The organism is Sphingomonas sp. GC_Shp_5 (assembly GCF_026540855.1).
GTDB lineage: Bacteria > Pseudomonadota > Alphaproteobacteria > Sphingomonadales > Sphingomonadaceae > Sphingomonas.
Genome location: NZ_JALNUP010000019.1, coordinates 39,174 through 65,345, shown reverse-complemented (window position 1 = coordinate 65,345; position 26,172 = coordinate 39,174). Strand labels below are relative to the sequence as shown.

General features: G+C 67.3%; 26 protein-coding genes. 18 read left to right on the top strand and 8 right to left on the bottom strand.

What is annotated here, in order from left to right:
• Positions 1 to 73: 73 nt before the first annotated feature.
• On the bottom strand, positions 74 to 418 hold the full coding sequence (locus OXR60_RS14800; RefSeq protein WP_267396704.1) for a PilZ domain-containing protein: 345 nt from the start codon (positions 416 to 418) through the stop codon (positions 74 to 76).
• A gap of 355 nt (positions 419 to 773) precedes the next feature.
• A complete protein-coding gene (locus OXR60_RS14795) occupies positions 774 to 962 on the bottom strand; it encodes a helix-hairpin-helix domain-containing protein (protein WP_267396703.1) in 189 nt (62 codons plus the stop codon).
• Positions 963 to 1,200: 238 nt separating this feature from the next.
• Between OXR60_RS14795 and OXR60_RS14790 the strand changes: the two genes are divergently transcribed.
• The 5 genes from OXR60_RS14790 (at position 1,201) to OXR60_RS14770 (ending at position 4,160) form a co-directional block, all read left to right on the top strand.
• Positions 1,201 to 1,509 (top strand): hypothetical protein, encoded by a 309-nt coding sequence (locus tag OXR60_RS14790; RefSeq protein ID WP_267396702.1) that lies wholly within the window; start codon positions 1,201 to 1,203, stop codon positions 1,507 to 1,509.
• Positions 1,510 to 1,550: 41 nt separating this feature from the next.
• Positions 1,551 to 2,273, top strand: coding sequence for a hypothetical protein (locus tag OXR60_RS14785; RefSeq protein WP_267396701.1), 723 nt, complete (start codon positions 1,551 to 1,553; stop codon positions 2,271 to 2,273).
• 72 nt (positions 2,274 to 2,345) lie between these two features.
• Positions 2,346 to 2,669 (top strand): Rap1a/Tai family immunity protein, encoded by a 324-nt coding sequence (locus OXR60_RS14780; RefSeq protein ID WP_267396700.1) that lies wholly within the window; start codon positions 2,346 to 2,348, stop codon positions 2,667 to 2,669.
• Between the two features lie 98 nt (positions 2,670 to 2,767).
• Positions 2,768 to 3,805, top strand: a complete 1,038-nt coding sequence (locus OXR60_RS14775; RefSeq protein ID WP_267396699.1) for an alpha/beta hydrolase — start codon at positions 2,768 to 2,770, stop codon at positions 3,803 to 3,805.
• 19 nt (positions 3,806 to 3,824) lie between these two features.
• Positions 3,825 to 4,160, top strand: a complete 336-nt coding sequence (locus OXR60_RS14770; RefSeq protein ID WP_267396698.1) for a hypothetical protein — start codon at positions 3,825 to 3,827, stop codon at positions 4,158 to 4,160.
• A gap of 37 nt (positions 4,161 to 4,197) precedes the next feature.
• Here OXR60_RS14770 and OXR60_RS14765 read toward each other — a convergent pair whose 3' ends face one another.
• Together OXR60_RS14765 and OXR60_RS14760 are read right to left on the bottom strand one after the other, a co-directional pair.
• Positions 4,198 to 5,214 carry an LLM class flavin-dependent oxidoreductase gene (locus OXR60_RS14765; RefSeq protein ID WP_267396697.1) on the bottom strand — a complete coding sequence of 339 codons (1,017 nt, stop codon included), beginning with the start codon at positions 5,212 to 5,214 and terminating at the stop codon, positions 4,198 to 4,200.
• Positions 5,215 to 5,363: 149 nt separating this feature from the next.
• Positions 5,364 to 7,523, bottom strand: a complete 2,160-nt coding sequence (locus OXR60_RS14760) for a TonB-dependent receptor (RefSeq protein WP_267396696.1) — start codon at positions 7,521 to 7,523, stop codon at positions 5,364 to 5,366.
• 140 nt (positions 7,524 to 7,663) lie between these two features.
• On the opposite strand from OXR60_RS14760, the gene OXR60_RS14755 reads away from it, so the two are divergent.
• The 3 genes from OXR60_RS14755 (at position 7,664) to OXR60_RS14745 (ending at position 12,650) form a co-directional block, all read left to right on the top strand.
• Complete coding sequence (locus tag OXR60_RS14755) at positions 7,664 to 8,470, top strand: substrate-binding domain-containing protein (protein ID WP_267396695.1); 807 nt, start codon at positions 7,664 to 7,666, stop codon at positions 8,468 to 8,470.
• 263 nt (positions 8,471 to 8,733) lie between these two features.
• On the top strand, positions 8,734 to 11,181 hold the full coding sequence (locus tag OXR60_RS14750; RefSeq protein WP_267396694.1) for a membrane-bound PQQ-dependent dehydrogenase, glucose/quinate/shikimate family: 2,448 nt from the start codon (positions 8,734 to 8,736) through the stop codon (positions 11,179 to 11,181).
• A gap of 80 nt (positions 11,182 to 11,261) precedes the next feature.
• Positions 11,262 to 12,650, top strand: coding sequence for a carbohydrate porin (locus OXR60_RS14745; RefSeq protein ID WP_267396693.1), 1,389 nt, complete (start codon positions 11,262 to 11,264; stop codon positions 12,648 to 12,650).
• 14 nt (positions 12,651 to 12,664) lie between these two features.
• Here the strand turns inward: OXR60_RS14745 and OXR60_RS14740 are convergent, their stop codons facing one another.
• Entirely contained in the window at positions 12,665 to 13,291 is a 627-nt protein-coding gene (locus OXR60_RS14740) for a TetR/AcrR family transcriptional regulator (RefSeq protein ID WP_267396692.1), read from the bottom strand.
• Between the two features lie 86 nt (positions 13,292 to 13,377).
• On the opposite strand from OXR60_RS14740, the gene OXR60_RS14735 reads away from it, so the two are divergent.
• The 5 genes from OXR60_RS14735 (at position 13,378) to OXR60_RS14715 (ending at position 19,910) form a co-directional block, all read left to right on the top strand.
• Entirely contained in the window at positions 13,378 to 14,694 is a 1,317-nt protein-coding gene (locus OXR60_RS14735) for an NAD(P)/FAD-dependent oxidoreductase (RefSeq protein ID WP_267396691.1), read from the top strand.
• Positions 14,695 to 14,813: 119 nt separating this feature from the next.
• Positions 14,814 to 16,040, top strand: a complete 1,227-nt coding sequence (locus OXR60_RS14730) for a multidrug effflux MFS transporter (RefSeq protein WP_267396716.1) — start codon at positions 14,814 to 14,816, stop codon at positions 16,038 to 16,040.
• A 68-nt stretch (positions 16,041 to 16,108) separates the two neighbouring features.
• Complete coding sequence (locus tag OXR60_RS14725; RefSeq protein ID WP_267396690.1) at positions 16,109 to 17,095, top strand: aldo/keto reductase; 987 nt, start codon at positions 16,109 to 16,111, stop codon at positions 17,093 to 17,095.
• A gap of 67 nt (positions 17,096 to 17,162) precedes the next feature.
• On the top strand, positions 17,163 to 17,654 hold the full coding sequence (locus OXR60_RS14720; protein WP_267396689.1) for a metallophosphoesterase family protein: 492 nt from the start codon (positions 17,163 to 17,165) through the stop codon (positions 17,652 to 17,654).
• 408 nt (positions 17,655 to 18,062) lie between these two features.
• A complete protein-coding gene (locus OXR60_RS14715) occupies positions 18,063 to 19,910 on the top strand; it encodes a Tad domain-containing protein (protein WP_267396688.1) in 1,848 nt (615 codons plus the stop codon).
• A gap of 105 nt (positions 19,911 to 20,015) precedes the next feature.
• Here OXR60_RS14715 and OXR60_RS14710 read toward each other — a convergent pair whose 3' ends face one another.
• Positions 20,016 to 20,441 (bottom strand): organic hydroperoxide resistance protein, encoded by a 426-nt coding sequence (locus tag OXR60_RS14710; protein WP_267396687.1) that lies wholly within the window; start codon positions 20,439 to 20,441, stop codon positions 20,016 to 20,018.
• A gap of 114 nt (positions 20,442 to 20,555) precedes the next feature.
• Between OXR60_RS14710 and OXR60_RS14705 the strand changes: the two genes are divergently transcribed.
• Positions 20,556 to 20,990: a MarR family transcriptional regulator gene (locus OXR60_RS14705; protein ID WP_267396686.1), complete on the top strand. Its 435-nt coding sequence runs from the start codon at positions 20,556 to 20,558 to the stop codon at positions 20,988 to 20,990.
• Positions 20,991 to 21,051: 61 nt separating this feature from the next.
• On the opposite strand, the gene OXR60_RS14700 is transcribed toward OXR60_RS14705, so the two are convergent.
• The gene (locus OXR60_RS14700; protein WP_267396685.1) at positions 21,052 to 22,179 is read right to left on the bottom strand and encodes a zinc-dependent alcohol dehydrogenase family protein; all 1,128 of its coding nucleotides are present in this window, start codon (positions 22,177 to 22,179) and stop codon (positions 21,052 to 21,054) included.
• 131 nt (positions 22,180 to 22,310) lie between these two features.
• A complete protein-coding gene (locus OXR60_RS14695) occupies positions 22,311 to 23,186 on the bottom strand; it encodes a LysR family transcriptional regulator (RefSeq protein WP_267396684.1) in 876 nt (291 codons plus the stop codon).
• A gap of 86 nt (positions 23,187 to 23,272) precedes the next feature.
• Here OXR60_RS14695 and OXR60_RS14690 point away from each other — a divergent pair, with 86 nt between their 5' ends.
• The 4 genes from OXR60_RS14690 (at position 23,273) to OXR60_RS14675 (ending at position 26,081) form a co-directional block, all read left to right on the top strand.
• Entirely contained in the window at positions 23,273 to 23,773 is a 501-nt protein-coding gene (locus tag OXR60_RS14690; RefSeq protein WP_267396683.1) for a lactoylglutathione lyase family protein, read from the top strand.
• Between the two features lie 38 nt (positions 23,774 to 23,811).
• Positions 23,812 to 24,930 (top strand): NADH:flavin oxidoreductase/NADH oxidase, encoded by a 1,119-nt coding sequence (locus tag OXR60_RS14685; RefSeq protein WP_267396682.1) that lies wholly within the window; start codon positions 23,812 to 23,814, stop codon positions 24,928 to 24,930.
• A gap of 29 nt (positions 24,931 to 24,959) precedes the next feature.
• Entirely contained in the window at positions 24,960 to 25,469 is a 510-nt protein-coding gene (locus OXR60_RS14680; RefSeq protein WP_267396681.1) for an SRPBCC domain-containing protein, read from the top strand.
• A gap of 108 nt (positions 25,470 to 25,577) precedes the next feature.
• Positions 25,578 to 26,081 carry an SRPBCC domain-containing protein gene (locus OXR60_RS14675; RefSeq protein ID WP_267396680.1) on the top strand — a complete coding sequence of 168 codons (504 nt, stop codon included), beginning with the start codon at positions 25,578 to 25,580 and terminating at the stop codon, positions 26,079 to 26,081.
• Positions 26,082 to 26,172: the final 91 nt, after the last annotated feature.

Genomic DNA, 26,172 nt, shown 5'->3' with positions numbered 1-26,172 from the left:
GATCGTCAAGCGACTGTCGTGGTCACTCGGTTCCCGCAAACGGCACAGCCATAGCAGGCTAAAGCGTAGCCGGTCAGTGGACGGCGCCGGCTCCATGGCGGGCGATGATGCTGTCGAGCACCTGCGCGGGCAAGGGATGGCTAAAATCGACGCCGATCTCGCCGCCTTTGTGCCAGGCCACCCATCCGGCGAGCTCGGCGAAGTCGGCGATCGCGATGGTGACCTGCGCGCCGACGGTGATCGGGCTCGTCAGCTGCACGCGGCAGCCAAGGTGGGTGATATCGACGATGCGGCAGGCCTCATCCGCGAACTTGCGCGAGCTGATCGATGCAACCCAGGAGACCGCGACACGATCGGCGGTGCGCTCCTCATGAGCGAGCCATTCAGGACGGGCGGGCGGGGCGAGCTTGCTGGCCATTGCACCGGCATAGCAGCACGAGGTTAAGAGTTGATGAGCCTCGCGGCCGATGCCGTCACTTCAATCCACGCGAACTATTAATCTTTGCCCGGCAAAAGCTGCCGCAGAAGCAAAGACTTCGAGTTGGCGTACGGGGAGCGTGCCGGCGCCCCGCCCGCGATTCGCGCAGCGGCGGGGCGCCATGGCTGTTCCGAAAAGGGGCAGTCGCCTGCGCCGGGACTCGTTGCCAGCGGGGTGCGGAGCGCCCAGTCTGCCTTGTCCCGTAGTGACCGGCGCCTCGCCTCCGCTTGCCCGTGAGCGCGAGGCGTTTGTCCTTACCGGGCCGTGGTCGACCATGTCCGGCGGCGACCAACGATCATTCGAAGCTCACCTCACCCTCAAGTCCCCCGGTCTTGCCGGCGAGACCGGGCACTTCCTCCAGCTGCCGGAGGGCAGTGAACCCGCCCCGCTCCGACCGGTAGCGGACGATCTCAAAGCCATGCCCCTGCAAACCGGGGACTGCATCGATGTCTGCCGCGGTCGCGGTATTCAAGTTGGTCGGCATGGATGATCCCCTGGTGGTTGAGGCCAAGCTGAACGCCTTGATCCGGCGGGCGGCACCAAGGCACGGGGAAATTTGTAATAGTTGTCGCGGCCATGCCGGGTGATGTCGCCGCCACTGGTGCATCACCGGCTCGACACCTCTCTACCGTATTACTCGCACATTTCAGCCGATAGCGTTTGCCAAGCTCAGCCAGCCTACGCTTGGCTGTCCCCACCTGAGACAATAACGAGGTGAGTAGATGCGTATGACGATGGCAAAGCAGGCATCGGTGGCGATGATCCTGATCGGCTCGGTCGGCCTCGGCGGCTGCGCCACCAAGGGCTATGTGAACCGGCAGATCGCAACGGTGAACCAGCGGATCGACGGGATCGACGGGCATCTGCGCACCGTGGAAGGCACGTCGGGCCAGGCGCTGACCCAGGCCCAGGCGGCGGCCGGCCAGGCCCAGCAGAACAGCCAGCGGATCGACCAGCTCAATGGCCGCGTGGACGGCCTCGACCAGCAGGTGCAGCAACAGCAGCAGCGGCAGCGCAAGCCGCGGGGCTGAGCATTTCCACGGCAACGGCCGCGCATCGACGGGCAACGCCGTTGCACAAGACGATCATCGCTGCAGCGATGTTGGCGCTGGTGCCGTCGCCGGCTTGGCCGGCGGCGGCCGAGCGTGCGCCGCGGCATGCCAAGGCGGCGACCGTCGCCAAGCCTCGACCGGTCGCTGCCGAACCGGCGCCGCCGACGCCCGAACCCGAACGTACGGCGGCCGCCAGCCGCATCATCGCCTGGGTGGCCGCGGCGCACGACAACGGCGGCAAGCCCTATATCGTCATCGATAAGCCGTCGGCCGCGCTGTACCTGTTCAATGGCAAGGGTGATTTTCTCGGGCAGACCCCGGTGCTGCTCGGCATCGGCGTCGGCGATGATTCGTCGCCCGGCGTCGGCGCCAAGAGCCTCAACGACATCGGGCCTGCCGAGCGGACGACCCCGGCGGGCCGGTTCGTCGCCAAGTTTGGCCGCGCCTTCGGCAACCAGCGCGTGCTGTGGGTGGATTATGCCGATTCGGTCGCGCTGCATGCGGTGATCACCACTCATAAGGCGGAGCAGCGGGTGCAGCGGCTGCTCTCGCCCACCCCCGACGACAATCGCATCTCCTTCGGCTGCATCAATGTCGGCACCAGTTTCTACACGAGGAAGGTGCGGCCGCTGTTCCAGAAGGGGGGCGGCATCGTCTACATTCTGCCCGACACCAAGCCGCTTGAGGACGTGTTCCCGCGGGTACGCCTGCTGCCCTATCTGAACGCTCCCGCGGCGGGTTGACGCGCGCCCCGGGCGTGGCGAGTGGCGGCACCGCCCGCTTTCACCTGCCGGCAGAGGCCTGGAGGCTCCATGATGATCCTGTTCCTGTTCGCTGCCGCCGTGACCACGCCGCCGCCGGTGGTGGTGAGTTCCCTGCAGACCGGGCAGCTGGTGGAGAATTGCCGAGGCAAGGACAATGATCCCGCCGCGACCTTTTGCACCGGCTACATTCTCGGCGTGTTCGACGCGCTGTCGCTGTCGCATGAAATCTGCATCGGGCCTGATCAGTCCTCCACGATCAAGGCGGTTGCCGCCGCGCGTAAATACCTGCGCACCCACCGCAAGAAGTGGAGCAACGCGCCCGCGTTCGTGGTCCGCGACGCGCTGCGTGCCTCCTTCCCGTGCACGCGAGGCTGATCGCCACCCGCGGAGACAATCGCGCCAGCCGACGTTCTACCCACCGACGCAGATCCTTGCGGATCACCAATGCGACCCTGTCGCAGAAGGAAGCCCGAATGGCGGACCGTTTCATCAGCCGGGAGATATTCTCCTGGGCCCTGCGCGCGTTGGCGCTGCCGCTCGGGCTCGTGGCGGCGCCCGCGCTGGCGCAGACCGCCCCGCTCGGCGCCAATCTGGAGCAGTTCGACTATCCCTATCCGGTTCACTGGTTCGAGACCCGCTCGGCGGGCCAATCAGTGCGGATGGCCTATATGGACATCGCCCCAGCAGCGGCGGCAAACGGCCGCGTCGCCGTGCTGCTCCACGGCAAGAACTTCTGCGCCGCGACCTGGGGCGACACCGCCAAGATGCTGGCGGCCCACGGCTATCGGGTGATCGTGCCGGACCAGATCGGCTTCTGCAAATCCACCAAGCCCGCCGGCTATCAATATAGCCTTGCCGCACTCGCCGGCCTGACCCGCGATCTGCTGCGAAAGGCCGGCGTAACCCAGCCGATCCTGGTCGGGCACAGCACCGGCGGACTGATCGCGATGCGTTATGCGCTGCTGTTCCCGCATGAGCTGTCGTCGCTGGTGCTGGTCAACCCGCTGGGGCTCAACGATACCGTTGCCGAGGGCGTGCCCTATACGCCGCTCGGCGGCCTGCTCGACGAAGAGGCCAAGACCAGCGCGGCGACGATCAAGGCCTATCAACTGCGCTATTATTATCATGGCGAGTGGCGCCCGGCCTATGATCGCTGGGTGGCCATGCTCGCCGGCCAATATGCCAGCCGCGATGGCGCGGTGGTGCGCGACGCGCAGGCGCGGCTTTCCGACATGATCGAGACCCAGCCGGTCGCCGCCGAGATTCCCCGGATCGCGGTGCAGACCACGCTGATCATCGGCGAGGCCGATACCACCGCGTTCCGCGCGTCGAGCGCACCCGTCGATATGCGCGGCCGCATCAGGACCGTGCCGCAGGCGGCGCAGGAGGCAGTCCGCCGCTTTCCCCAAGCGCGGCTGGTGCCGTTGAGCGGGCTCGGCCATGCGCCCCAGATCGAGGCGCCGGAACGCTTCGCGCCAGCGCTGCTCGCGGCCCTGGCCGGGCGGCAGTGAGCGCCCAGGTGCCGCCACGGTGAGCAAGGAAGCCCAGCCGGTTACGCCGGATGGCCGCTATTTCGTCGTTCGCGGCCGGCTCTGGCGGCGATCGGACCCGTCACTGTCGGACGAGCGTCGCGCCGAACTGGTGAGCGACTTGATGCAGGCGCGGCGCGCCGTCGGCGTCGCTTTGCGCAACGACGACAAGCCCGGCTTGGCCGAGGCGCGCGCGGCAGTCGATCGCGCCAAGGTCGCGCTTGGCGAACGCGGGCCGGTGTGGTGGCACGACGGCACGCCCGATCTAAACCGCCGCATGGTCGCCAACACGCCTTATGCCGCGTGGTTCGAACAAGGAGCCGAGAGCATCAGCTGAGCCGCCGTGCTGCCGGCAGCGCCGCGCCGCTGCCGCGTCAGCGCCAGCCGAGCGCGGGAGCGACGTGGGTCAGGATGCTGTCGATCACGTGCGCGTTGTATGCGACGCCGAGCTGGTTGGGCACGGTGAGCAGCAGCGTGTCCGCCTCGGCGATCCCCTCGTCGGCGCGCAGTTGCGCGATCAATTGCTCGGGCTCGGCCGCATAGGACCGCCCGAACACCGCGCGCATGTTGTCGATCACGCCGATCTGGTCGCTGCTCTCGCCCCGCCCGAAATAGGCGCGGTCGCGATCGTTCATCAGCGCGAAGATCGAGCGCGACACCGATACGCGCGGCTCGCCCGCATGCCCCGCATCCTTCCACGCCTGGCGGTAGAGCCGGATCTGCTTGGCCTGCTGGATGTGGAGCGGCTCGCAGCTCTCGTCCGCCTTCAGCGTCGAGCTCTGCAGGTTCATCCCCTGCTGCGCGGCCCAGACTGCCGTCGCGTTCGACGACGAGCCCCACCAGATGCGCTGGCGCAGCCCCGGCGCGTGCGGCTCCAGCCGCAACAAGCCCGGCGGGTTGGGGAACATCGGATTGGGACTGGGCTGCGCGAACCCCTCGCCTTTCAGCAGCTCGAGCAGCACCTCGGCATGGCGCCGGCCCATGTCGGCATCGCTTTCGCCCTCCGCCGGTGCATAGCCGAAATGCCGCCAGCCCTCGACCACCTGTTCGGGCGAGCCGCGGCTGATGCCGAGCTGCAGGCGGCCGCGGCTGATCAGGTCGGCCGCCCCGGCGTCCTCGGCCATGTAGAACGGGTTTTCGTAGCGCATGTCGATCACGCCGGTGCCGATCTCGATCCGGCTGGTGCGGGCGCCGACGGCGGCGAGCAGCGGGAACGGCGAGGCGAGCTGCTGCGCGAAATGGTGGACGCGGAAATAGGCGCCGTCCGCGCCGAGCTCCTCGGCGGCGACGGCTAGATCGATCGATTGCAGCAGCACGTCCGACGCCGAGCGCGTCGCCGACTGCGACGAGGTCGACCAATGGCCGAACGACAAAAACCCGATCTTCTTCATGGCACACTCCTGCTGCCGGCCGAGGCCCCTATCCGGAGGCGATCAGCCCGGCGTCACCAAGCTAGATAGGGTGCTCCTCGCCCCGCGTCGCGGCGCCGCGACGAAACGCATCTATTCCGCTGGGAGACCCTGACGTCCTACCGACGCTCTCACAGGTCGAACTCAACGCTCGCTAACAGCGTCCGCGGTGCGCCTGAATAAGCGGTGTTCGCACCGGGACTGCCGACGATGGTGCCGTCGGCGATCGACGAATAATAGCGCTTGTCGCCGACGTTGATCACGTTGATCCGCAAGGTCTCGTGGTGATCGAACAGCGCGGCATTGTAGCGCGCGCCGAGATCGAAGGTCGCATAGGCGGGCGCGAAGCTGTTGTTAATGTTGGTCGCGGCGCGATCGCTTTCATAGTGAACGGCGCCGGTCACCGCGACGCCGTGCGCCACCGCAGGATGGAAATCGGCGGACACGTCGCCCTTGAACCGCGGCACGCCGACGACGCGCTTGTCGTTGGTCGTCGCCACGCCGGTGTCGATCAGCCGCGCGTCGATGTAGGTGACGCCGCCGAGCAGGCTCAGCGATGGCGTCACCGAACCCTGCCCGAACAGTTCGCCGCCCCAGTTGCGCTGGGTGCCGACCACCGCGAAGATGTTGGACGTGGCATCGGTGGTCGCGAGCGGGCGGGTCATGCGAAACCCGGTGGCGGTGACCAGGAAGTTGGGCGTCAGCTGATATTTGGCGCCGGCCTCATATTGCCGGTCTCGATAAGGCGAGAGGATCTGGTTGGCATTGGCCGTCCCCGCCGGCGCGCTTTCGCCTTGCTCCACATTGTCGGCATAGGTGGCGTAGAGCGTGAGCCGGTCGGCCGGCGTGTAGATCAGGTTGACCGTCGGGCTGAGCACGCCGTTGCGGCTGTCGGAACTGGTTACCTGGCCGGCCGCGGACCAGCTCTTCGACGAGAGGAAGGACGTGCTGAGCGTGCCTGCCACCGCGAACCGATCGGTGAGGTGGACCGTGTCGCCGACGACGATCGACTGCACGAACAGCCGGGCCGATCTGTATTGGCCGCCGGTGGATGGCATGGCCTTGTTCGGCAACACGGTCGGGTCGGAAAGATTGCCGGTGCCGAGCGTCACCGCAATCGAGTTGCGCGAGCTGTACTGGCCGTTGACGAAGCCGTTGGTGCCGAGCGCGACATCGTTGGCGAGCCCGAACAGCGACAGCGTTCCCGTCAGCGATGCCGTATGGCTGGCGACGGTGAAGCGAGGCACGGCGTTGAAGTTCTTGGTGGCGGTATAGTCGCCGGCATTGTCGGTGAGCGTGTTGGTGATGCCGTACAGGCCGCGGTCGGCATTCTGGTAGAGGCCGCCGATCTCGAACTGCCAGCCATCGCCGAGATCGTGCTTGAGCTTGGCAAGCGCGGTATCGGTCTGCAGATCGACGCCGGCGCCGGGCTGGCCATAGCCGACCCGGGTGGGATCGATCGCCGCCGGCAGCACCGTCTTGCCGCCGGTGAAATAGACGATGCTGCCGGGCAGGCCGTCGCCCGCCGTTTCATAATGGCTGAGATCGGCCTCGAGGACGGTGCGGTCGTCGAGGTGGAGGTCGATATCCGCCGACAGCAATGTACGGTTGACGTGGCTGCCGTCGACATAGCTCTCGCCTTCGCCATGCACGGCGTTGAACCGATAGCCGATCGCCCCCTCGGTCGCGCTGGCGTCCACCTGCCCGGTCCACAGCCCCTGCGAATCGAAGCTGCCGATCATGCGCAGCAGCGGCGCCGCCGTCGGCCGCTTGAGGCGATAGTCGAACACGCCGGCAGGCGATTGCGGGCCGTAGAGCGCGCCACTGAGGCCGTTCAGCACCTGGATGCTGCCGAGGTTCTCCGCGGGGATCGCGGTGGTGCCGATGATGTTCAGCCCGTCAAGCCTAGTGTCCTGGACGATGCTGCCCTGGAATCCGCGTGACTGCGGGCGCGATACCTCGAAGCCCTGCTGGTCACGGACCTGCACCGAGGGCAGATAGCGCAGCGCATCATTGACGGTGCGTACCTGGTTGTTGACGATCAGATCTTCGGGGATGGTCGTGATCGACGCCGGTGTGTCCTTGATCGGGCGATCGCCGAACGGCCCGAGGTCCACCGTCTTGGCGCCATAGACCGGGTCCTCGCCATAGCCCGCGTCCGCCGTCACCACGATTTCGCCGCGGCTGTTGGTGGTGGAGGTTTGCGCGGTGACGGGTGCAGCGAGTAGGCAGGCGACAGCGACGAGGCTGACATCGATGGCGAGCGAGGCGGCGAATGACCGGCGAGACAAAGGCAATTTCCTGGGTGCTATATACGAACGGACATAGCCCCTCGCCGCCACGCAAACCCAGGTCCAATAAAAAAGCCGTCATGTTGAAGCGTTTCCGGGTCGCACGGCGTCTCACGGCGAGCAAGTCGGGAGCCACTCCGATGCAATCGGCGCTACTCGGTTTGGCGGCCGGCGTTGCGGCGATCTCAGCCGGCCCGGTCACGGCCGCAGCGCCTGGAGAGCGGGTCGAGATCTATGCCGCAGGCAGCCTGCGGCCGTTGGTGGGACGTGTGGCCGTGGATGCGGAAAAGGCCGGCATCACGATCGTTCCTACCTTCGGCGGCTCCGGCGATCTCCGCACGCGGATCGAGCAGGGCGCGACCCCCGACCTGTTCCTGTCGGCGGACATGGCGGCGCCGCAGGCGCTGATGGCCAAAGGGCGGGCGATCGGCGCACCGTTGGCGTTCGCGCAGAACCGGCTGTGCTTGATCGCCCCTGCATCGCTTGGACTGACCCGGCGCAACATGGTGGACAAGTTGCTTGATCCGGCGGTTCGCCTGAAAACCTCACGCCCGGTAGCCGATCCCTCCGGCGATTATGCCTTTGCGATGTTCGGCCTGATCGACAAGCGCCACCCCGGCGCGGCTGCCCGGCTTCGCGCCAATGCCGAGCGACAGATGGCCGTCACCGCGCCAGCGGCCGGCGCCGGAGGAAATGCCACCGCCGCGTTGTTCAACGGCCACTTCGTCGACATCGCGGTGACCTATTGCAGCGCCACGAGCGAGGTGATCCGAGCGGCGCCAGGGCTGGTCGCCGTCGCCGTGCCCGCACGGTTCGACCCGAAGCCGGTGTTCGGGCTGATCCTGCTCCACGCCAACCCGGCAGCATCGCAGATCGTGCGGTTTTTGCTCGGCAAGGATGGCCAGACGCTGGTCGCCGCCTCGGGGCTGCTTCGCGCCCCACGCTAGTTCGAGCGGCGCGGGCAAGCGCAGCGATCGTGTTTGGCTCCTTGCCTCACCCCAGGGCAGCGCCGGAACCCCAGGGGCTTACGTGCCAAAATGGCATCTTCACGCCAGCATCTCGCCCAGCGGGCGACTTGCAGCACGGGCGACAGTGTACTAACTAGTACACCAGAACGGTGCCGCCGTCGTGTGGTTCGGCAATTCGGGTCCGCCTGTTGTCCCGCGAACCCTGCGTTCCTCCAGCGCATCGAAGCCAAAGGAGGTGCCGCGTGTCGGGCACGAACATTCATCAGGGCCTGCTGGCCAAAAGTTGGCTTTGGCTGGTCGGGATCGTGATCCTGGCTGCAGGGCTGTTCTTCACGGTCGGCGGTGCCAGGCTCGCCGTGCTTGGAGGCAGCCTCTATTTCGTGCTCGCCGGCCTCGCGTTGCTCGCGTCGGGCGTCCTCATCATCCGTCGCCGGCCGGCTGGAGCCCTACTGTTCGGCGCCACCTTCGCGGTGACGGTGCCGTGGGCCTTGTGGGAGGTCGGCATCACCTTCTGGCCATTGGTGTCGCGCCTGCTGGCGATGGGCGTCGGCGCCACCGTGGTGGCGTTGTCCTACCCGCTGTTGCGGGCGGCAGCCGGCCGATCGCCGGCATGGCGGCCGGCGCTGGCGGTCGCGGCGGTGCTGGCGCTCGCCTCGGCCGGTAGCGCGGCGGGCATGTTCGTGCCCCACGCGCCGGTGTCCTTCGCCGGCGTCGAAAGAGCGCTGGCGCCAGTCGATCCCGCGCACGAGCAGAAGAACTGGTCGGCCTATGGCAACACCGGCGGCGGCAGCCGCTTCGTCGCGCTCGACCAGATCACCCGCCACAATGTCGACAAGCTCAAGGTCGCCTGGACCTATCGCACCGGCGACATCGCGACGAGCGACGGCAATGGCGCCGAGGACCAGGACACGCCGCTGCAGATTGGCGACACCGTGTTCATCTGCACGCCCCACAACAATGTCATCGCGCTCGATGCCGACACCGGTCGCGAGAAGTGGAAGACCGTGATCAACGCCCACACGTCGGTGTGGATGCGCTGCCGCGGGCTTGCCTATTTCGACGCCCGCCAGCCGCTGCTGCAGCCCAGCGCCCCCGGCTCGACCCCCGTTGTACCCGCGGCAGTCGCGGACGGCGCACCGTGCCAACGCCGCATCCTGATGAACACCATCACCGCCCAGTTGATCGCGCTCGACGCCGATACGGGCAAATTCTGTGCCGGCTTCGGCACCAGCGGCCATGTCGATCTCAAGGCCGGGCTCGGCAGCGCCCCCGATCCGCAGTATCAGCTGACCTCGGCGCCCACCCTGGCGGGCACCACCGTGATCGTCGGCGGCCGTGTCGCCGACAATGTCCAGGTCGACATGCCGGGCGGCGTGATCCGCGGCTTCGACGTGATCACCGGCCGGCTGCGCTGGGCGTTCGATCCGGGCAACCCCGCGCTCACCGGCATGCCGCCGGCGGGCAAGACCTATACGCGCTCGACGCCCAACGTCTGGGCCGCGATGTCCTATGACGCCGCGTCGAACACCGTGTTCATGCCGGTGGGCAGCGCCTCGGTCGATATCTACGGCGTGCCGCGTACCGCGCTCGACCATAGCTTCGGTGCGTCGATGCTTGCGCTCGATGCCACTACCGGCAAGGAGAAGTGGCACTTCCAGACCGTCCACAACGACCTGTGGGACTTCGACGTGCCGATGCAGCCGAGCTTCATCGACTTTCCCGCCGGTCGCGGGCGGACGGTGCCGGCGCTGGTGTTCGGTACCAAGGCCGGGCAGCTCTACGTGCTCGATCGCGCCACCGGCAAACCGCTGACCAGGGTGGACAATGTCTCGGTCAAGCCCGCCAACATCCCCGGCGAGCCCTATTCGCTGACTCAGCCAAAGTCGGTCGGCATGCCCCAGATCGGGGTCGGCCCGCTCACCGAGGCGAGCATGTGGGGAGCAACGCCGTTCGACCAGCTGCTCTGCCGCATCGCCTTCAAGGGCATGCGCTACGAGGGGCTCTACACCGCGCCCGGCACCGACAAGGCGCTGAGCTTCCCGGGCTCGCTCGGCGGCATGAACTGGGGTGGCCTGTCGGTCGATCCCACCACCAACACCATCTTCGCCAACGACATGCGCCTCGGCCTGTGGGAGCAGATGGTGCCGCAGCCGACCACGCAGAACAAGCCGGGCGAGAAGCAGGCGCTCAAGAACACCGGCGGTGAGGCACCCAACACCGGCATGGGCAGCGTGCCGATGAAGGGCACGCCTTATTCGGTGATCAAGGATCGCTTCCTCTCGGCGCTCGGCATCCCGTGCCAGGCACCGCCGTTCGGCACGCTGACCGCGATCGACATGACCACCCGCCAGATCAAATGGCAGGTGCCGGTCGGGACGGTGCAGGATACCGGCCCGCTCGGCATCCGCATGGGCCTGCCGATCCCAATCGGCATGCCCACGCTCGGCGGCACCCTCGCTACCCAGGGCGGGCTGGTGTTCATCGCCGGCACCCAGGACTTCTACCTGCGCGCCTTCAACTCGGCGACGGGCAAGGAAGTGTGGAAGGCGCGCCTGCCCGTCGGCAGCCAGGGCGGCCCGATGAGCTACAAGTCGCCAAGGAGCGGCAAGCAATATGTCGTGATCACCGCCGGCGGCGCGCGCCAGTCGCCCGACCGCGGCGATTATGTGATCGCCTACAGCCTGTCGTGACCGCCGGGTGGGGCCACGCCCCCCGGCCATCCCTGTCGAATGATCCCGGTGGCGAGGCTCGCGTGCGGGAAGGAGCCTGCTTGATCAAGCACCATCGAACGCTGGCACGCGCCACCGCCTGCGGGCTGATGATCGCGGCAGTCATGCCCGCCGCCGCGCAGACCGCGGCGACGAGTGCGCCGGCGACTGTCGCGCCCACTGACGGCACCGTGGTGCAATCGCACCAGCCCGAGGACACCGCCGTGCCCAAGGCGGCAGGCGTCGCCAAGCCGCTCGCCCCCTCCCCCGCGCGCGACACGCTGACCGGCGACTGGGGAGGCGTGCGGACCGATCTCGCCGAGGCCGGGATCAGCCTGCGTGCCGATTACGTCTCGGAGAGCTTTGCCGCGGTAAGCGGCGGGCTACGCCGCGGCACGGCCTACACCCAGCAGATCCGGGCCGGCGTCGACCTCGATCTGGGCGCGCTTGCCGGCTGGTCCGGGGCGTTGGTCCACGTCACGCTCAACGACCGCCGCGGGGACGGCATCTCGTCCGACTTCGTCGGCAACCGCCTACCGATCCAGGAAGCCTATGGCGGCCAGTACACCAGGCTGAGCGAGGTCAGCGTCGAGCAGAATCTCGCGGGCGGCAAGCTCAACCTGCGGCTGGGCTATTTCGCGATGGGCAATGATCTCGGCGGGATGCCGCTGGGCTGCAACTTCGTCAACGCGGCCTTCTGCGCGCATCCGCTGTCGATGTCGGGGAACAGCGGCTGGTACAATTATCCCAATGCTCGCTGGGGACTTGCGCTCCGCTACCGACCCCGCGCCGATCTCGCCGTCCGCACCGGCGTCTATCAGGTCAACACCCGCCTTGGCCTCGAGGACAATGCGTTCGATCCGTTTGCCGGCGGCACCACCGGCATACTGCTGCCGATCGAGATCGAATATGACCCCGGCGCCCGGCCGGGCAGCCGGGTGATGCCGGGCCATTACAAGCTCGGCTTCTACTACGACACCTCGCGCGCCGCGCGTCAGGGCGAGGCCGGCACGCTCACCGGCCGCCATGGCGTCTATCTGCTCGCCGACCAGATGATCGTGCGCGGCAGCGGCAGCCGGGGCCTCTCGGTCTTCGCCCAGTTCACCGCCAACCCCCAGGCCTCTGCGCAGATCACCCGCTGGTATGCCGGCGGCCTGGTCAAGACCGGCACCTTCGCCGGGCGCGACGCGGACACGCTCGCCCTCGGGCTGATCAGCGCCACGGTGGATCCGCGGCTACGCCGCTTCCATGCCGACACGGTGGCGCTCAGCGGCGGCTATGCGTCGCTGCCGATGGGCGAAACCGCGCTCGAGCTGAGCTACGGCGTCCAGCTGCGGCGCTGGCTCAACATCCGCCCCGACGTTCAATATATCATCGACCCCGGCGCGTTCAGCTTCCGCTCGACACCCAATGCGCTGGCGATCGGCAGCCAGATCAAGGCGCAATTCTGATGATCGGGCGCCGGTCAGCGCGCGGGATCGGCGCAGCAGTAGCGCGTCACCGTGTCGATCACCTGCGCCCGCCGCCGGGTTGCCGCCTCCTCCTGCTGCAGATCGACCCCGAACAGCGTCCCGAAGGTGTAGCGATTGGCGACGAAGTAGAAGGACAGCGCGCTGATCGTCATGTGCAGATCGACCGGGTCGATGCCCGGGCGGAAGCTGCCGTCGGCAACGCCGCGTTCGATCAGCGCCCGGGTGTTCGGCAGCACCAGCTCGTTGCGGGCCTCGGCGACCGAGCCGACGTGCGGGCCGTGACGCATGTTCTCGTCCATCACCATCCGCACCAGTTCCGGGTGGCGGAAATGATAGTCGAAGGTGAGCCCGACCAGCCGCTCCAGCGCCGCGATCGGCGCCAGCTCGTCGAGCGCGGCATCGATCTCGGCAGACCGGATGCCGCGATAGGATTCGGTGAGCGCGGCGCGGTAAAGCCCGTCCTTGCTGCCGAAATGGTAATAGATCATCCGCTTGGACGTCGCGGTGGCCGCCGCGATCTCGTCGACGCGCGCGCCGGCAAAGCCCTTGTCGGCAAAGTGCGCGGTAGCGACCGCGATGATCTCCCGGCGGTTGCGCTCGGTAAACGTGTCCTGCTCCACGCCGCCGCCTTGGCGACACCCGCCGGCCATGGCAACTATCATCAGACCGCGCGGTGGCCCGAGCCCTTCACAGGAGTAGCTGCACCATGGCCGTGACCAAGATCCAGATCGTCATCGTCGGTGGCGGCGCCGCAGGGCTCGAGCTCGCCACCCGGCTCGGCGCCCGCTACGGCCGCAAGCGCCACGACATCATCGTCGTCGACCGCAACCGCACCCACATCTGGAAGCCGCTGCTCCACGAGGTCGCGACCGGCTCGCTCGACGCCAACATGGACGAGGTCGGCTATCGCAGCCACTGCCATCGCTGGGGCTATCGCTTCTTCTATGGCGCGCTCGCCTCGATCGACCGCACCGCGCGCCAGGTTCATCTCGCCCCGGTGCTCGACGACCAGGGCCGCGAGGTGATCGCCGCCCACGCGATCCGCTACGATTATCTGGTGCTCGCCTATGGCTCGGTGACCAACGATTTCGGCACGCCGGGGGTGGCGGAGAATTGCACCTTTCTCGACAGCCGCGCCCAGGCCGATCGGTTCCGCGACCGGTTGCTCGACCAGTGCCTGCGCGTCTCGCGGGCGATGTCCGCCGATCAGACGGTGGATGCGCGGGTGCGCGTCGCTATCGTCGGCGGCGGCGCTACCGGGGTGGAGCTCGCCGCCGAGCTGTTCAACGCCGCGGCGGCGCTCGGTTACTATGGCCTCGAGGTATTCGACGGCAGCCGGCTCGACGTGACACTGATCGAGGCGGGGCCGCGCATCCTGCCGGCGCTGCCCGAACGGCTCGCTGCCGCGGCGCAACGCGAGCTCGAGATCCTCGGTGTCCGCGTCCTCACCGACACCCCCGTCGTCGCCGCCGATCGCGACGGCATGACCACCGGCAGCGGCCAGCGGATCGATGCCGACCTCCAGGTGTGGGCGGCGGGGGTGAAGGCGGCGCCGATCCCGAGGGGACTCGACGGGCTGGCGCTAGCACGCGGTGGCCAAGTGGTGGTGACACCGACCTTGCAGAGCGTCACCGACGAACGGGTGTTCGCGATCGGCGACTGCGCCTGGTGTGTGCTGCCGGGCAGCGACCGCCCGGTGCCGCCGCGCGCGCAGGCCGCTCACCAGATGGCGGCGGCGGTGTTCACCAACCTCACCCGGCTGATGGCGGGCAGGCCGCCCCGCCCGTTCGTCTACAAGGACCATGGCTCGCTGGTGTCGCTCAGCCGCTTCTCGACGGTCGGCACGTTGATGGGCAATCTGGTCGGCGGCAAGCTCGCGATCGAGGGGCGGCTGGCGCGGATCGTCTATCTTTCGCTCTATCGCATGCACCTGATCGCGATCCACGGCTGGCTCAAGGGCGTGGCGCTGGTGCTGATCGGCCACGTCAACCGGATCGTGCGGCCGCGACTGAAGCTGCACTGATCAGCCCGGGCAGCGCCGCCAGGCGCCGGCGCGCAGCCGCTCGCGCGCGATCGGCCATGGCCAGCGCCCGGCTGCCGCTCTAGGTGGGCGCGATGAACGATCAAGAGAGCCGCACGGCGATGCGGGCCGGCGAGTTCGTGGCGTTCGTCGCCGCGCTGATGGCGGTCAATGCCCTGGGGGTAGACCTGATGCTCCCGGCGCTGGCGGACATCGGACGCCAGCTCGCGATCACCACGGCCAACCACCGGCAATGGATCATCACCGCCTATATGCTCGGCTTCGGCGCGGGCCAGCTGGTCTATGGCCCGCTCGCCGACCGCTTCGGCCGCCGGCCGATCCTGCTCGCGACGCTGGCCGGCTTCGTCGCCGCGACCATCTTCGCCGCCAGCTCGCAAACGTTTCCGGCGTTGCTGGGCGCGCGGCTGCTGCAAGGGCTGATGTCCGCCTCGACCCGCGTGCTCGCGGTCGCGATCGTGCGCGATCGCTATTCGGGCCGGCAGATGGCGCGCACGCTGTCGGTGGCGCAAATGATCTTCTTCCTGGTGCCGATCATGGCGCCGAGCCTTGGCCAAGTGCTGCTGGCGTTCGGGCCGTGGCGCTTCATCTTCTACGCGCTGGCGACCTTCGCGGCGTTCGTGCTCGCCTGGTCGTCGCTGCGCCTGCGCGAGTCGCTGCCGGTCGAGCGCCGCTCGCCACTGTCGCTCGCCTCCTTGGCCGCGGCCTACCGGCTGACGCTGACCAACCGCTTCTCGGCCGGCTATGCGGTAGCGGCGTCGATGACCTTTGGCGGCATCATCGCCTTCGTGTCGTCAGCGCAGCAGATCTTCGTCGACGAGTTCCACGCCGGCCAGCGCTTCACCATCCTGTTCGCGGTCTGCGCTTTCTCGATGGGCTGCGCGTCATTCGCCAACAGCCGACTGGTCGAGCGGCTCGGCACCCGGCTGATCTCGCAATCGGCGGTGCTGGCGCTGATCGCCCTGTCGCTGCTCCATCTCGCCGTGATCGCGACCGGCACGGAAACGCTCATCACCTACATGCTGTTTCAGGCGCTGAGCATGACCTGCATCGGCCTGTGCGGGTCGAACTTCGGCGCGATGGCGATGGAGCCGGTCGGCCATATCGCCGGCACCGCGTCGTCAATCCAAGGCTTCATCACCAGCGTTGGCGCGGTGATCGTCGGCTCGCTGATCGGCCAGGCCTATGACGGCACCACATACCCGCTCGCGATCGGCTATCTTGCGATCGGCGTCGGCGTGCTGATCGTGGTCTACTTCACCGAAGGCCGCAGGCTGTTCCAGCCGCACCATTCCGGCGCGACGCCGGCGCGCGAGGAGCCGGGCAGATAAGCATCGCGCGCCGCAACCCTGGCGCGCCTCGATCATTCAACGTGCATAGATTGCATCGGAGACGTTGAGTGAGGACGCGCAAGGTCGGCCGCCAAGGCCTGGAAGTATCCGCCCTGGGCCTCGGCTGCATGGGCATGTCCGACTTCTACGGCAGCCGCGACGAGGCGGAATCGGTGGCGACGATCAACCTCGCGCTCGACCGCGGCGTGACCCTGCTCGACACCGCAGATATGTATGGCCTCGGCGCCAATGAGGAGCTGGTGGGCCGGGTCGTGCGCACGCGCCGCGAATGGGTGGTGGTGGCGAGCAAGTTCGGCATCGTCCGCGGCCCCGACGGCAAGGGACGCAGCGTCAACGGCCGGCCGGACTATGTGCGCGCGGCGTGCGATGCCAGCCTGCGCCGCACCGGGCTCGACATCATCGATCTCTATTACCAGCACCGGGTCGATCCTGACGTGCCGATCGAAGAGACCGTCGGCGCCATGGCCGAGCTGGTGACCGCGGGCAAGGTGAAGTATCTCGGCCTGTCCGAGGCGGCACCCGAGACGATCCGCCGTGCCCATGCCGTGCATCCGATCACCGCGTTGCAGACCGAATATTCGCTGTGGAGCCGCGATCCCGAGGAGGCGCTGCTGCCGACGGTGCGCGAGCTCGGCATCGGCTTCGTCCCCTACAGCCCGCTCGGCCGCGGCTTCCTCACCGGGCAGATCAAGACGCCCGAGGATCTCGCCGCGGACGACACCCGCCGCAGCCATCCCCGCTTCCAGGGCGAAGCGTTCCAGCGCAACCTCGATCTGGTCGGCGCGATCGCGGCGATGGCGGCGGATAAGGGCTGCACGCCGGCGCAGCTCGCGCTCGCCTGGGTGCTGGCGCAAGGCGACGACGTGGTGCCGATCCCCGGTACCAAGCGGCGCAGCTATCTCGACGACAATCTCGCCGCGCTCGACATCACGCTGACCGATAGCGAGTTGGCGCGGATCGACGAGGTGCTGCCACCCGGGGCGGCGAGCGGCACCCGCTATCCCATGGCGACGATGGCCAGCGTCAACCAGTGAGCGCGCGCGGCCGTTGGCGCGCGGCGGGCCGCGGGAAGGTGAGCGGCCTGCTCGCCCCGTCCCGCCGGTGACCGTGCTCTTCACCGCCGACACGCATTTCGGCGATCATCGCACCATCAACATCTCCCGCCGGCCGTTCGCCAACACCGCCGAGATGGACGAGGCGCTGGTCGCGCGGTGGAATGCGGTGGTCGGGGTCGACGACATCGTCTGGCACCTTGGCGATGTCGCGCGCCGGCCGGGGGATGTCGCTGCGCTGCTGGCGCGGCTCAACGGCACCAAGCATCTGGTGCGCGGCAACAACGACCCGGATGCCACACTTGCGGCCGAAGGCTGGGCGAGCGTCGGCGACTATGTGGAACTCGACCTCGACGGTCGGCGCCTCGTGCTCTGCCATTATCCGTTCCGAAGCTGGAACGGCCAGCATCGCGGCGCGATCAACCTCCACGGCCACAGCCACGGCCGGCTGAAGCCGATGCCGCGTCAGTTCGACGTCGGCGTGGATAATCATGGGTTCACCCCGGTTACGCTCGACGCGCTGAGCCCTACGCCCGGCTGAACGGCAGCCGCCCCGCTTGGTTGTGAAGCAGGGAACGGGTTCCTGACCATGGCTGCCGCGTTCAAGTCGAACCCGACCCACTATGGGTGCGTCACAGCAAGCGCGCCTCCCATTTTGAACACATCAAAACAAATTTGCGCAGCATAGTACCTGCTCGACATGGTCTACTAACCGCCACCCTGCGAATACATCGCACTCGGCATGAATTATCTCACAGTAGTCGTGGGCAATACTGCGCCGCTTGGCGGATTATTTATCAGCAAATACCGCAGTTAAGTCATAACTATACTATTCGATAGTGTTGCTTGCACCAATTTTCACGTAAAGTTAACCATACAAATCGACACTATTCTATGGAATCACGCTGCATTTACCACGTCGTGCCGACGAACGGCTGGAGCAGGACGTGTGAATATAAAGGCAGCCACCCAGGCGCTGGGCCTGTTGATCAGGCTTCGCCGCAATGTCGCCGGCAACACCCTGGCGCTGGCCGCCGCGGCGATGCTGCCGCTGCTGGGCATGGTCGGCGGGGCGCTCGATCTCAGCCGTTTGTACATGACCAAGGTCCGCCTGCAGCATGCCTGCGACGCCGGCGCCCTGGCGGGCCGCAAGCAGATGGGCGGCGGCTCGTGGGATGCGACGGCGCAGGCGAGCGCGACGCAGTATTTCTGGGGCAACTTCCTGCAGGGCGCCTATGGCACCGGCACCACCACCCCCGCCTTCACCTCCTCCGGCTCGGACGTGCAGGGCACGGTCACCACCACCGTGCCGATGACAGTGATGCAGGTCTTCAAGTTCGGCCCCAAGACGATAACCGTCACCTGCCAGACGGCGATGCAATTGCCCAATACCGATGTCATGTTCGTGCTCGACGTCACCGGCTCGATGGCCTGCCTACCCAACGAATCGTCATGCTCGGCCACCAACATTCGCTCGGGATCGAAGATCACCGTGCTCAAAAATGCGGTGAAATGCTTTTACGAGGCGCTCGCCCAGACCAAGACCGACGGCACCGGCTGCGCGACCAATGGCTATCAGGGGATCAACTCAGGCTCGCAGCTGCGCTTCGGCTTCGTGCCCTATTCGGCCAACGTCGACATCAGCCAGCTCAACCTGCCTGCCAGCTATTTCGCGACCAATTGGAGCTACCAGTCGCGCGCCAAGACGCCCGCCTGGGGCGCGTGGTCTGACACGGGGACCATCGGCACCTGGGCCGTCCAGGGCGTATCGTGCAAGAACCAGCCTGCCGATACAGCGACCCAGCAGTATCAGGGCGTGACGGCCCTGTTTGTGTTGTGCAAGGTCCAGACCCGGACGCTGTCGGGTTCGACCTGGCTGTATGGGCCGACGCCTCTTGCCATCAACGTTACCTCCGCACTGTCGTCGTTCGCCGGCTACAAGGTGCCCAACGCGCCGGCCTCCGCCATCGTTACGCTGGCCGGGATCGGCATCAACTACACCGATCGGCCGGTTCTCTGGGACGGCTGCGTCGAGGAACTGGGCGCGACCGCCGACATCAACCAGGTGCCCGACCCGTCGAAGCCGTTGACGCTCTATGGCCCGGTGCTGCCCGAAGCCATCTACATGCGCGCCGCGACGACAACGCCGGATAATGCGTCAGTGTCACGCGATCCCTCGACGTACAGCAACGACTATTACAACAACATGCGCGGGTATCGCTACTTCTGCCCCACGCCGGCGGAGAAGTTGAAGGACACGAGCGTGTGGACGCCCACCGTCTTCGACGCCTACGTCAACACCCTCACCCCCTCGGGCAACACCTATCACGACATCGGCATGCTGTGGGGCGGCCGATTGCTGTCACCGGAAGGAATGTTCGCGTCGGAAAATGCCGCCACCCCGAACGGCGGCGTCATCCAGCGCCATCTCATCTTCATGACCGACGGCGACGCCCAGGCGAGTCCCTGCGACTATACGACCTATGGCGTGGCCTGGTGGGATATGCGGACCAACCCGAAGCTGCTGGCATCCTGCACGATCAACGAGGACACCGATCTGACCAATGACGTCAACACCCGGCTGGCAGCGCTGTGCAATTCGGTGAAGAACGAGCCGAACACGCTGCTGTGGGTGATTTCCTTCGGCGGCCAGGGCATCGTGCAGACCACCAAGGATCGCCTCAAGACCTGCGCCAGCGACGCCGATCATTATTTCGACGCCACCGATGCGACCGCGCTGGGCACCGCCTTCCAGACTATCGCGGCGCGGATCGCGCAGTTACGGCTCGAGCGATAGGCCGGGCCGGCACGGCGCGCCGGCCCTCAGCCGATCGGGATGCCGGCCTGACGGCGGGAACGGCGGGCCGCCGCACTGCAGCGGCCCGCATTCCTGAGGAGACGATCAGGCGAGGGTCAGGCCGACGTCGACGTTGCCGCGGGTCGCGTTGGAATAGGGGCAGATCTGGTGCGCGGCATCCACCAGCTGCTGCGCCTGATCGCGCTCGACGCCGGGCAGCGATACCGACAGATCGGTGGTGATGCCGAAGCCGCCGGCCGCGCGCGGCCCGATGCCGACGTTGGCGGTGACCGCGACATCGTCAGGCACCTTGATCTTGAGCTGCTGGCCGGCGACCTTCAGCGCGCCGATGAAACAGGCCGAATAGCCCGCCGCGAACAGCTGCTCGGGGTTGGTACCATCGCCGCCGGCGCCGCCGAGCTCCTTGGGGGTCGACAGCTTGACGTCGAACCGCCCGTCTTCGGACTGGGCATGACCGTCACGGCCGCCGGTCGCGGTGGCCACGGTGCTGTACTTGACGTCGATCGACATGATGTAGCTCCAGTTTGTTATCGCGATAAGGATTTAGGGTCGGCGCCATTGCCTGTCCAGAACTATTTGCCGCGATAATCATAACCGTGGTATCTGCCGTGCCGAGGAGAGCTAATGCCCGATCCCCTGCCGCTCGACGAACAGCTCTGCTTTTCGCTGTACGCCGCCACCATCGCGATCAACCGCGCCTACAAGCCGGTGCTCGATCGGCTTGGCATCACCTATCCGCAGTTTCTGGTGCTGCAGGTGCTGAACGGTGCCGATGATGGCTGTCCGATCGGCGAGATTGCCGATCGGCTGGCGCTGGAGCCGAGCACCATCACCCCGCTCGCCAAGCGGCTGGAGGCGGCGGGGCTGGTGACGCGGCTGCGCAATCCCGCCGACGAGCGCCAAGTGCGCGTTCGCCTGACCGAGACGGGCAAGGCCCGCTGGGCAGAGACCGGCTGTCTTGCTCCGCTGATCGTCGAGCGCACCGGCATGTCCCCGGCCCGCCTCGCCGCCCTCAACACCGAGGTCACGGCGCTGCGACGCGCGCTGGCGGCGGATTAGGCGCCGTAGCGGAACGGATGGTTACAGCGCGCTGTGGCCGCGCATCCACCGGCCGCGCTGGTCAGAAGGTGATGATCTGCCGCACCGCCTCGCCCGCATGGAGGCGGTCGAAGCCCAGGTTGATGTCCTCGAGCGCGAGTTGACCGGTCAACAGCCGATCCACCGGCAAGCGACCAGCCCGGTAGAGCGCGACATAGCGCGGCACGTCGCGCACCGGCACGCAGGTGCCGATATAGCTGCCCTTGAGCGTGCGCTCCTCCGCGACGAGGCCGACCACGTTCACGGCCAGCGCCGCCCCGGGCGGCGGTAGCCCGGCAGTCACCGTGGTCCCGCCGCGCCGTGTCATCTTCACCGCACTGTCCAGCGCGCGAACCGAGCCCGCCATCTCCAGCACGACATCCGCCCCGCCGCCGGTGAGCGCTCGGACCTGGTCGACCAGGTCGGGTGAGCTGGCATCCACCGTCGCCGTGGCGCCCATCCGCCGCGCATGATCGAGCTTATGGGTCGACAGGTCCACCGCGACGACCTGGGCTGCGCCGGCGGCGACCGCGCCGAGAACGGACGACAGGCCGACCCCGCCAAGACCGACCACGACGACGCTCTGCCCGGCCTGGACCTGCGCGGTGTTGACGACCGCGCCTACCCCGGTCAGCACCGCGCACCCGAACAAGGCCGCTTCCGCCAGCGGCAGATCAGGATCGACCTTCACCAGCGAACGACGGGACACGACCGCATGATCGGCAAAGGCCGAACATCCGAGGTGATGATGGACGGGCATGCCCTGGGCATCGGTGAGCCGCAGGCTGCCGGACAGCAGCTCCCCCCTGGCGTTCGCAGCGCCACCCGGCTCGCACAGCGCCGGCCGCCCGCCGGAACAGGGCGCGCAATGACCACAACTAGGCATGAACACCATGACGACATGATCGCCGATGCCGAGATCGTCGACCCCCTCGCCCAGCGCCTCGACGATCCCCGCCGCCTCATGGCCCAGCGCCATCGGCAGCGGGCGGGGCCGGTCGCCATTCACCACCGACAGGTCGGAATGGCACAGCCCCGCCGCCATGATCCTCACCAGCACCTCGCCGCGCCCCGGCGGCGCCAGCTCCAGTTCCTCGATGACGAGCGGCCGGCTGTCCGCATAGGGCAGCGCCGCGCTCATGGTGCGGAGCACCGCGGCCTTGATCTTCATGTCTCATCCTCCCGATCGGGCGGCCACCGTGTCGCCTTGCATGACGATCTCGGTTGCCGACATCCGATGATAGCGGATGTTGACGCTGCCGCGAGGAGGTGATCGTCACATCGGTGAAGAGAACTCGCCACTCAGCCTTTGTCGCCGATCCGGTCGCGCAGATGCCTCAGGACATGGCCTGCCCGCGCCGACAGCGGCCACTCCGAACGGTGGATCAGCCACAAGGTGTCGACCACCGCTACCCCGTCGACAAGCTGGATTTCCGATGCCCGGCCGAACGCCTGCCGTGCATAGCGCGGCAGCACGGTGAAGCCCAACCCGCGCGCGACCGGCTCTAAAATCAGGCTTACTTGGTTGCTGAAGCCATGGACCGGCAGGCGGCGCACACCCGGATTGCCGTCGAACCGCCGCGACAGCAGCCGTGTCGCCATCGCCTGGCCATCGGGGTGATCGATAAAGCCGATGCGCTCCAGATCGCGCCAGTCGCCCACCGTCTCGCCTACCGGAACGATCAGTTCGAGCGGCTCCTCGAGGAACGGCGTGGCCGCCAGCCGCGGGTCCTCGGGCTGCGCGGTGACGATGCCGAGCTCGGACCGATTGGACACGACCGCATCGATCACCTCACGATCAGGCGCGAAGCGATGACGGATGGCGAGTCCGGGCTGCGCCTGTTGCAGGTCGAGCAGCAGCGGGTAGAGCAACAGCCCGACGCTGCCGGGCGTGACCAGATCCAAGGCGCCTAGCAACGCGTCGGTATCCGCCAGCCGCGCCGCCAGCCGCTTGTCGGCCGCCTCCATCTCGCGGGCGTAATCGAGCAGGGCAAGGCCGGCCGGGGTCCATTCCAACCGTCGCGCGCGACGGATCACGATCGGGCCGAGGCGTGTCTCGAGCTGGCCGACATGCTGGCTGACCGCGGCCTGGGTCAGGTCGAGCACCGCGGCAGCGCGGGTGAAGCTGCCCGCGTCGGCCAATGCAACCGCACTGCGAATCCAGAGAGGGTTCAACATAACGGCCTTTTATAGCTGCAATAAGGATGCACCGCTTTCGCTAATAATCAGCGGTGCCCATCTGGGCTAGGCAGCTAAGGACAATCATGACCGCTCCCTATCCCCGCAGCTTCTCGCATATCGGCCTGTCGGTCACCGACCTCGACCAGGCCGTTGCCTTCTACACCGACGTGCTCGGCTGGTATCTGATCATGCCGCCGACGGTGGTGACCGAGGACGACAGCGCGATCGGCGTGATGTGCACCGACGTGTTCGGTGCCGGCTGGGGATCGTTCAGGATCGCGCATCTGTCGACCGGCGACCGCGTCGGTGTCGAGATGTTCGAATTCCGGAACGCGGCGAAGCGGGAGAACAATTTCGAATACTGGAAGTCGGGCATCTTTCACTTCTGCGTGCAGGACCCGGACGTCGAGGGCCTCGCCGCCAGGATCGTCGCCGCCGGCGGCAAGCAGCGCATGCCGGTGCGCGAATATTTCCCCGGCGAGAAGCCGTTCCGGATGGTCCATATGGAGGATCCGTTCGGCAACATCCTTGAGCTCTACAGCCACAGCTACGAGCTGACCTATTCGGCCGGCGCCTACTCCTGAGCGCCCGCCCGCTCCCCTTCCATCAAGCGAGACCGTCCATGGCAACCCTGTTCACGCCCTTCACGCTGAAGGACGTCACCCTTCGCAACCGCATCGGCGTGCCGCCGATGTGCCAGTATAGCGCCGTCGACGGCGTCACCACCGACTGGCACCTGGCGCATTATACCGGGCTGGCACGCGGCGGCGCCGGGCTGGTGATCGTCGAGGCGACCGCCGTCTCGCCCGAAGGCCGCATCACCCCGGGCTGCACCGGGCTGTGGAACGACGCGCAGACGCCGGGCATGGCGGCCATCGCGTCGGCGATCAAGGCTGCCGGCGCGGTGGCCGGGATCCAGATCGGCCATGCCGGCCGCAAGGCGAGTGCCAACAAGCCATGGGAAGGCGACGACCATATCGCCGACGACGCCCCCGGCGGCTGGCGGACGATCTCGCCGTCGGCGATCGCCTTCGGCGGCGGCCTGCCCAAGGTGCCGACCGAGATGTCGCTCGAAGACATTGCGCGGGTGAAGGCCGACTTCGTGTCAGCAGCCGAACGCGCCCGTGATGCCGGGTTCGAGTGGCTCGAACTTCATTTCGCGCACGGCTATCTCGCGCAGAGCTTCTTCTCGGTCCATGCCAATACCCGCACCGACCAATATGGCGGCAGTGCCGAGAATCGCGGCCGCTTCCTGCTCGAGACGCTGCAAGCCGTGCGCGCCGTATGGCCGGAGAACCTGCCGCTCACCGCGCGCTTCGGCGTGCTCGAGTTCGACGGCCGCGACGAGGAAACGCTGCAGGAGGCGATCGCGCTCGTCCACCAGTTCAAGGCGGCAGGCCTCGACTTCCTGAGCGTCAGCATGGGCTTTTCGACGATCGAGGCGAACATCCCCTGGGGCCCCGCCTTCATGGCGCCGATCGCCGCGCGCGTCCGTGCCGAGACCGGGCTTCCGGTCGGCACCGCCTGGGGCATGGACGTGCCCGCCGATGCCGAGCGATCGATCGTCGACGAGCAGCTCGACGTGCCGATGATGGCGCGCGCGCACCTTGCCGATCCGCATTACCCCTTCCGCGCCGCGCGCGAGCTCGGGGTGCCGAAGGCGTCGTCGGTGCTGCCCGATCAATATGCCTATTGGCTCGCGCGCTACCCGAGCCCGCAAAACGGCGACCCGATCGATTGATCCGGCTTGAAGAACACCAAGGACAAGACATGAGCGACATCATCTGGCCCGCCGGCTACGTGCCCGGCTTCACCGACAATTTCTGTTCCAACGAGATGATCGTCACCGGGCTTACCGCCGCCCAGATCTGGCCGTTCCTCAACATTCCGACGCGCTGGCCGAGCTATTACCCGAATTCGGCGGACGTCCGCTTCCATGACGGCAAGGGCCCCGAGCTCGAGCCGGCGGTGCGCTTCTTCTTCTCGACCTTCGGTTTCCCGGTCGAGGCGCAGGTCGTCGAGCATGTCGCACCGGTGACCGGCCAGGCGGCGCGCGTCGCCTGGCACGGCTGGTCCGGCGAGGGCGCGGATCGCCTCGACGTCCACCATGCCTGGCTGATCGAGGATCTGTCGGGCGGTCGCGTTCGGATCCTGACCCAGGAGACGCAGAACGGCCGGCCCGCCAAGGAGCTCGCCCAGGCGAACCCCAACCCGATGATCAACGGCCATCAGGATTGGCTGGTCGGTCTGATCGCCGCCGCGCGGGTGGCGCACGGCTGAGCATGACGCAACGGTCGCTGGTGCCGCGCCGCGCCTGAACGGTGGCAAGACACGATTTGTTGTGTGAGTATCCGGCTGATCGGTGATGGGTTGGTCGGGAGCACGGCGATGGATCAGCAAGGCAGCAGCACAGGTGGCGAGCAGAACCGCAGGGCGGTTGCGCGCAGCGGGGATCGCGAGCTGGTGATCACGCGCCTGTTCAAGGCACCACGAAGCACCGTCTACGCAGCATGGAGCCAGCCCGAGCTGTTTCGGCGCTGGTGGATGCCGGAATCAGCGTCAGGCGTGGCGCTCGTGTTGTGTGAAATGGACGTTCGTACCGGCGGCACCTACCGGCTGGGGTTCGGCACCGGCGGTTCAGCCATGATGACCTTCCACGGCAAATATCTATCGGTCACGCCGGATCAGCGTATCGTCTGGACCAACGACGAGGCCGACGACGGCGCAGTGACGACCGTGACCTTCGAGGATCAGGATGACGGGACCGCGGTGACGTTCCGCGAGATCTACCCTTGGAACGAGGCGCTCGAGCAAGCCTTGCAGGGATCGGCACTCGCGCTGCCGGAACAGCTCGAGCAGCTCGACAAACTTCTGTCAGGCATGGCGGAATAGCGGGTCTGGCCGCCGTTGCGCAAAGCGCTGTCGGTGGCCGTATCGGCGGCAACAGCGTTCAAGGACGACGAACGCGTGGTGGGCCGACCGA

Bases quoted from the DNA above. Each gene is read 5' to 3' on its own strand.
- OXR60_RS14800 (WP_267396704.1), bottom strand. From the start codon at position 418: ATGGCCAGCAAGCTCGCCCCGCCCGCCCGTCCTGAATGGCTCGCTCAT.
- OXR60_RS14795 (WP_267396703.1), bottom strand. From the start codon at position 962: ATGCCGACCAACTTGAATACCGCGACCGCGGCAGACATCGATGCAGTC.
- OXR60_RS14790 (WP_267396702.1), top strand. From the start codon at position 1,201: ATGCGTATGACGATGGCAAAGCAGGCATCGGTGGCGATGATCCTGATC.
- OXR60_RS14780 (WP_267396700.1), top strand. From the start codon at position 2,346: ATGATCCTGTTCCTGTTCGCTGCCGCCGTGACCACGCCGCCGCCGGTG.
- OXR60_RS14775 (WP_267396699.1), top strand. From the start codon at position 2,768: ATGGCGGACCGTTTCATCAGCCGGGAGATATTCTCCTGGGCCCTGCGC.
- OXR60_RS14765 (WP_267396697.1), bottom strand. From the start codon at position 5,214: ATGAAGAAGATCGGGTTTTTGTCGTTCGGCCATTGGTCGACCTCGTCG.
- OXR60_RS14755 (WP_267396695.1), top strand. From the start codon at position 7,664: ATGCAATCGGCGCTACTCGGTTTGGCGGCCGGCGTTGCGGCGATCTCA.
- OXR60_RS14735 (WP_267396691.1), top strand. From the start codon at position 13,378: ATGGCCGTGACCAAGATCCAGATCGTCATCGTCGGTGGCGGCGCCGCA.
- OXR60_RS14730 (WP_267396716.1), top strand. From the start codon at position 14,814: ATGCGGGCCGGCGAGTTCGTGGCGTTCGTCGCCGCGCTGATGGCGGTC.
- OXR60_RS14710 (WP_267396687.1), bottom strand. From the start codon at position 20,441: ATGTCGATCGACGTCAAGTACAGCACCGTGGCCACCGCGACCGGCGGC.
- OXR60_RS14705 (WP_267396686.1), top strand. From the start codon at position 20,556: ATGCCCGATCCCCTGCCGCTCGACGAACAGCTCTGCTTTTCGCTGTAC.
- OXR60_RS14700 (WP_267396685.1), bottom strand. From the start codon at position 22,179: ATGAAGATCAAGGCCGCGGTGCTCCGCACCATGAGCGCGGCGCTGCCC.
- OXR60_RS14695 (WP_267396684.1), bottom strand. From the start codon at position 23,186: ATGTTGAACCCTCTCTGGATTCGCAGTGCGGTTGCATTGGCCGACGCG.
- OXR60_RS14690 (WP_267396683.1), top strand. From the start codon at position 23,273: ATGACCGCTCCCTATCCCCGCAGCTTCTCGCATATCGGCCTGTCGGTC.
- OXR60_RS14685 (WP_267396682.1), top strand. From the start codon at position 23,812: ATGGCAACCCTGTTCACGCCCTTCACGCTGAAGGACGTCACCCTTCGC.
- OXR60_RS14680 (WP_267396681.1), top strand. From the start codon at position 24,960: ATGAGCGACATCATCTGGCCCGCCGGCTACGTGCCCGGCTTCACCGAC.
- OXR60_RS14675 (WP_267396680.1), top strand. From the start codon at position 25,578: ATGGATCAGCAAGGCAGCAGCACAGGTGGCGAGCAGAACCGCAGGGCG.